Raw genomic sequence first — 5,154 nt, 5'->3', positions numbered from 1 at the left:
TGGGGATCCTGGGACAAGTGCGCAATTCCTAACCTTACTGCCTCGGCCTTTCCTCCATTCTTTTCACAGTTGTATACACTAATTGCCTCCTCGTTCCCTTGCTGTAGTTCCTGTAGCACTTCCAGGGTGTTGTCTGTACTGCCATCATTGACAAAACATAGGTGGTATCCCAAATGTTTTGCAACAAAGTCCTTAAAGTCGGCCCCCAACAAGCGGTCCGCTTCATTGTAACAGGGAATCACCACCCCAACACAATACTTCTGCAACACCTGGTCTTGCTCCTCAAGGTGTTGTTCCGGTTTCTGGATGGGGTCGCCTACAACCCGCTGAATCCTTACCTGGATTTCCTCCAGGCTCATGGGCTTTTTGAGGTAGTCTGTAATCCCAAGCTTGAAGCCTTCTACAATTACCTTGTCCTGGGTGTTGCCGGACATCACCAAAATAGGAACCTGGGATTTTTTCTCGTTTCGGATGTGTTGGATGACCTTCAGTCCGGATATGCCTGGCATGTTGATGTCTACCAGTACCAAATCGGGGCAAAAAGAATCAAAGATTCGAATGCCTTCCTGTCCGCCCGAAGCGGTCCGCACCTCATAGCCGAGGTCGGTAAGTCGTTTTTCCAATGACAGCAAAATCAGTTGCTGATCATCAATTGTCAGAATTTTCATAGGTTAAGCTTTATGGTTATATCCGGTGACCATTTCACACGGATTTGAGGCCAAAACTAGGGCAAACAGGACCTTTCTTTGGGTGCATCTTGATTAGCAAGCCTTTACTGTAGACGAATGGTAGCTTTCTGTAGGCGACTGATAACAAGGTATTTTTACAATATATCTACTTTTATTCTGTTATATTTTCCTACACTGCCGCCCAAGTGAAACGCACCAACACCATATTGATTTTGGCCCTTGTTGCCGGACTTGTCTTTCATGGTTCTGCCCTGTTTTTTACACTGGAATCCACCTATGATGCACTCATCCACTTATTTTTTGCGGATCATTATGCAGAAAATTGGTTCGAACCCTGGGATTTTCGTTGGTACACAGGCTTTACGGTTATGTCTTACCCTCCCCTTGTGCACCAGTCCATAGCCGTATTGAGCTTTATTGGAGGTCTAAAATTTGGGTTATATACTGTTGCCTTACTGGGTATTGTGTTGTTCATTACCGGGATCTACCGGTTTAGCCATATGCTCCTGGGCAACCGACGGATTGCCGGATATGCTGCTTTGCTGGCAGTGGCTTCCTCTACCTTTATTGAAACCCTTCACCTTTTTGGACAACTGCCGAGTATCATAGGATTATCTGTCTTGTTGCATGCCCTGCCCGAGATCTATCTCTGGCTTTCTTCAGGCAAATACAGGTATTTCTTTACCTCGCTGTCCCTAATTGCCGTTACAGTAACCTCCCACCACGTGACGCCCATTTTCGGAATGGTCTTCTTTATTTTTCCGCTTATTGGAATGGCCATTATGGATCGGGCCAGTGCAGATACGGGCGACTTGAAGAAAGTAACCTTTCTATCTTTTTTCCGTGCTTTCAGAAGACTGTTTGGCAGGATTGTTGGGTTTGGTATGGGGTCCTTGTTTTTAATCATCGGCTGTATCCTGCCCTACTGGATCAATACCAAAAACAATCCCATCACCCAGGTACCCATCCCACATGGATCACGAGACAATTTCCTGGAGGTGACTTCTTCCGGCCTGGTCTTTTTCCTGATTCCCTGGGGGGTCTTATTATTGCTTTTGCCGTATTTATTCTATCGCTTTTACAGCCAGCGCTATTTATTTTTCGGGCTCTCTATTTCCCTGTTGACCCTGCTAGGGACCGGGGGTACTACCCCAATACCAAAAGCCCTGTTAGGAGAGAATGCCTTTAATATCCTCACCCTGGACCGTTTTACCCTCTGGGCAACCATTATGGCCCTGCCGCTGTTTGGGGAATTGATGTACCGCTTGCTCGAAGGGGATTATAACACCTATCTCAGGGAACGCTTAGGGGCGGTGTTTCCAAAGATCATAGGGGGTTCCTTACTTGCTGCACTGGTGTTCATGGTGGTATTTACCATGAGCCTTGGCTATTTCAGACCCGCGCAACCCCCGAAAATAAAAATGCTTCCTCTGGTCAACTTCCTGAATCAGGACCAACATGACCAATGGCGCTACCTTACGCTAGGATTTGGGGATCAGATGGCCTGGCTCTCTGCTCAGACCAATGCCCTGACCGTAGACGGGAATTATCATTCCGCCCGAAGGCTCCCGGAACTCACCACGCGTGCGATTGAACGATTGGAAAACTCAAAATTCAAAGGGGTAGAAGGAATTGGATCATTGCAACAATTCCTCACCGTACCGGAAAAATATCACCTTAAGTATATCTTTTCCAATGATAAATTCTATGACCCCATCCTCTACTTCTGTGGCTGGCAACGCTTGCAGCGGCTTGAAAATGGGATAGAAGTCTGGGAAAAGTCAAATGTCCCTCCCCTTTCCAGTATTTTGCCTAAGGACGAGGTGGCACTCCCTTTAAAATTACTATGGGGAACCATCCCCTTGCTAACCGTCTTCATTGCATTTATGCTTAATATACAGCCTATCTGGTACAGAGCATTAAAGACTGTAAACTATCGCCAACCCCTGTTCGAGAAATTCGGCTTAAGCTATACCCATTTTTCCCATAAACTATCCGTTACCCAGCACCTATGGGCCTTCCTGATCCTGGGGGTAACAGCATATGGCATTTACCACTTTTACCTCGATCACCGGGCTCAGTATTCCCCGGAGAACCTGCTGACCGCCTATTACGATGCACTAGATTTTAAGGAGTTTGAACAGGCACATGCCTATTTAGACCCGGAAAGCGGGGTCACCCTCGCACAATATATGCTCGAGATTTCCGTAAAAGACGGCTTACTGAGTTCATATGCGAAACTCGATTCCCTGGGACTGAAGTTCAAAGAACAAGGTAAAAATAGAGCCGTTGCAGAAGTGGTTACCCAATGGATCACCCCGCTTGAAAAAGTTAGTAGGGTGGATACCCACGAACTGGTACAACGGAATGGAGAATGGTTTTTAGTGCCTGAGGCTGTGGAAAATGAGATTCCACCTGACCAGTTGTTCAGTGAAAACACCACCCAATTCTACAACCAGGGAAGGCGGAGGATAACCACCCAGCAAACCTATCACGAAGATGTTTTAGAACAGCCGGCCCTGGAGGTGATATCAGCCAAACTGGTGCATTATGAGGGGCAATATGCAATTATCGGGGAACTACAAAATCTGGATGACGTCCCTGCAGATGTGGTGATCAAGGCAACACTTTACAATGAAGCAGATGAGGCACTGGCAAGCTTTAATGCCAAATATGAGATGAAACACAAACTCCTGCCTAGGGAAACCACGCCATTTAAAATCTATTTTGAAGGGATTGCCTGGTCAGGCAATGACGAAAAAGGACCAGAAACATTCAACCCGGATGAATTTACCCCGGTAGCCTTCGAGGAGGTCCCTGTAAAGTTCAACCTGCAATGTGCGGGAAACGTGGCTACCCGTGACCTGTATCGGGGCCTTGGTATACAGGAACTCCGGCAAACGGAGAACCAATTGGAGGGGTTGCTGTTCAACAGTGGGGTCATGGAGGTAACCATACCACAACTATTGGTTTCTTATTATGACCAGGAAGGTGAAATAGTATGGGTAGACCATCAATTCCTGAAAGATGGGGTACGGGTTCAGAGAACCAATTTCTTTACTTATACCCCATTACAGCTGGACAACCTACGGCTCATTGACCAAAATATGGACCGTATCTATATCAATGGAATGCCGAATAAAGAAATGTCTGAGAAGTACCTACCCAACCGGAATCCAGACCTATCGCAAAAAGCCCTACAGGAAGTACCCGGAACCGGATACCGATACCTGCGTTTCGACCTTAACCCCTATACGGCTAAATCATATTGATTATGCGGACCTTGCTTCTTCTATTCCTGGGGATTTTCCTGAGCTGTGGCCAAAAAGAGGGGTTTCAGCCAAATAAGGCAACATTGGGACAGCCACAACATATGAGCTATAGTGCAGGGGAACAGATCTTACTTAAATTTCCGGCAAACGAAGACCGCATACCTTCTCTTCTGCTTACCTCCTCTATTGGGAATACAACGCTCCCTGGGAAGAAAGTAGCAAACGAATGGCATTACGACTGGCCGGCCGAACTTACCGAAAATGCCGGGGTTACGTCATGGGTACTACTCAAATCTGGAGGTGCCCTCCCTAATGGTAACATTCATATCCATCCAGTGCCTGAACGCCAGGGTCTGATTGAAACCTACCTGGGGCCAAAATCGATCCGGGTTGGTGGAAATGACCATACCATGTTGGTGGCCCTCCCTACAGATAGGTATGATAATCTCCTGCCAGAGGATAGTCCCCTCACGATTTCCAGGCAAAATGGAGAAAAAGTAGTAACGGATACGATACACACTAAAAACGGACTGGTATGGAAAAACCTCTATAGCCCAAACCAAAGTGGGGTAATGCTGGCCGTCGTTGAGCACAACGGAAGTCAGTCTAAGGAGCTTAGTGTACAGCTGCGGCCCGGAAATTCCGTGGATTTTGATCTTGAATTTGAACGCGTACATGACTATGCAGACGGACATCAACTCCTCACCATCAATACCTCTAGAATTGTGGACCAGTATGGGAACACCATTAGTGATGGTACCCTCGTAAATTTTGTTGTGAACACCTCGGGGGAAGAAAAATTATACGCCATGGGCAAGACCCTTTCCGGGGTAGCCAATGTGGAGTTTTTACACTCTGAACGTCCGAACACCTGGAAAATAAGCGCCTACATTGCCGGCATATCTCAAAGCAACACCCTCTCCCTGGAATTCAAGGCGGCTTTCCCTTATTTTGAGCTAGGGGTTTCTGAAAACCAACGCATCATTTCCATCGGGCCTATCCGAAGTTTTATGAAGCAGCTTGTACCTGACGGGCTGGGCATACGGGTGGCAGTTGAAGATGAAAAAGGGAATATCCAACTGCTAAGGACCAGTACACGGAATGGTAAGGGGCAATTGATTCTGGAGCCAGAATTGTTTCCCGCCGGAACTTATAAGATTGCCATCGAAATTGGGGGCATCCTCAGAAATATA

At 47.0% G+C, this 5,154-nt stretch carries 3 protein-coding genes; 2 read left to right on the top strand and 1 reads right to left on the bottom strand.

Annotated elements, in window-relative coordinates:
• Positions 1–668, bottom strand: a 668-nt coding sequence (locus AC4E7D_RS10335) for a response regulator (RefSeq protein ID WP_490173722.1), incomplete at its 3' end; no start/stop codon positions are given.
• A 206-nt stretch (positions 669–874) separates the two neighbouring features.
• Between AC4E7D_RS10335 and AC4E7D_RS10330 the strand changes: the two genes are divergently transcribed.
• Together AC4E7D_RS10330 and AC4E7D_RS10325 are read left to right on the top strand one after the other, a co-directional pair.
• On the top strand, positions 875–3,961 hold the full coding sequence (locus AC4E7D_RS10330; RefSeq protein ID WP_490173721.1) for a hypothetical protein: 3,087 nt from the start codon (positions 875–877) through the stop codon (positions 3,959–3,961).
• Positions 3,962–3,963: 2 nt separating this feature from the next.
• Positions 3,964–5,154, top strand: a 1,191-nt coding sequence (locus AC4E7D_RS10325; RefSeq protein ID WP_490173720.1) for a hypothetical protein, incomplete at its 3' end; no start/stop codon positions are given.

The sequence above is a fragment of the Lentiprolixibacter sp. genome (assembly GCF_982873095.1).
Note: the sequence above shows the minus strand (reverse complement) of the source record. Positions and strands in the feature narration are given on the sequence as shown.